General features: G+C 46.7%; 1 protein-coding gene. It reads left to right on the top strand.

Features of this window, described 5'->3' with window-relative positions; all coding sequences use genetic code 11:
• The coding region (locus tag R7E78_RS24275; RefSeq protein WP_318058357.1) for a malic enzyme-like NAD(P)-binding protein at positions 1-1,099 on the top strand (1,099 nt) is incomplete at its 5' end.
• Between the last annotated feature and the right edge of the window lie 103 nt (positions 1,100-1,202).

Below are 1,202 nucleotides of genomic sequence, written 5' to 3'. Positions count from 1 at the left end.
CGCACAAAACCCTGACAACGTGTACAAGTACACAGCGAAAGGCAACATGGTTGCGGTTATTTCAAACGGTACCGCTATTCTTGGTCTAGGTAATCTTGGCCCACTTGCCTCTAAGCCTGTAATGGAAGGTAAAGCGTTACTGTTTAAGCGTTTTGCAGGCCTTGATTCAATTGATATTGAAGTGAAGCATCGCACGATCGACGAGTTCGTTGATACGGTTGCGAACATTGCTGACACTTTCGGTGGTATCAACCTTGAAGACATCAAAGCACCAGACTGTTTTGAAATTGAAAAGCGTTTGATTGAGCGTTGTGACGTACCAGTATTCCACGATGATCAACATGGTACGGCTATCGTGACAGCTGCAGGTATGCTCAATGCTATCGAGCTGCAGGGTAAGAAGCTTGAAGATTCAACGATTGTTTGTCTTGGTGCTGGTGCTGCAGCCGTTGCGTGTATGGAGCTGCTTATCAAGTGTGGCGCAATGCGCGAGAAGATCTACATGCTGGATCGCAAAGGGGTGATCCATACTCGTCGTGATGATCTGAATGAGTACAAGCAACTGTTCGCAAACAATACAGATAAGCGCACACTAGAAGATGTGATCGAAGGTGCAGACCTATTCCTAGGTGTATCTGGTCCAAATCTATTGCCACCAGAAGCGTTGAAACTCATGGCTGACAAGCCTGTTGTATTTGCTTGTTCGAACCCAGATCCTGAAATCAAACCTGAGCTAGTACACGCAGTGCGTGATGACTTAATTATGGGTACTGGTCGCAGTGATTATCCAAACCAAGTGAACAACGTGTTGTGTTTCCCTTTCATTTTCCGTGGTGCGTTAGATGTACGTGCGAGTGAAATCAATGACGACATGAAGCTGGCGGCGGTTGACGCAATTCGTGCATTGGCAAAAGAGCCTGTACCTGAATCGGTACTAAAAGCTGCAGGTGTTGAGAAGCTAGAATTTGGCAGCGACTACATCATTCCTAAGCCAATGGATCCACGTCTGCTACCTCGCGTAGCAAAAGCGGTAGCTCAAGCGGCAGTAGATTCCGGTGTTGCTCGTATCGAGATGCCAGAAAACTACATGGCAGAGTAATTTACTCAGCCACATTGAACACAAAAATGGGACGCATTGACGTCCCATTTTTTATATCTCCAAAAACTGCCCCCGGCGCAGCTCCTAAAGCGGATGAATTTGT

The organism is Vibrio sp. YT-19(2023), assembly GCF_033337395.1.
This window is presented reverse-complemented; position numbering and strand designations above follow the sequence as displayed.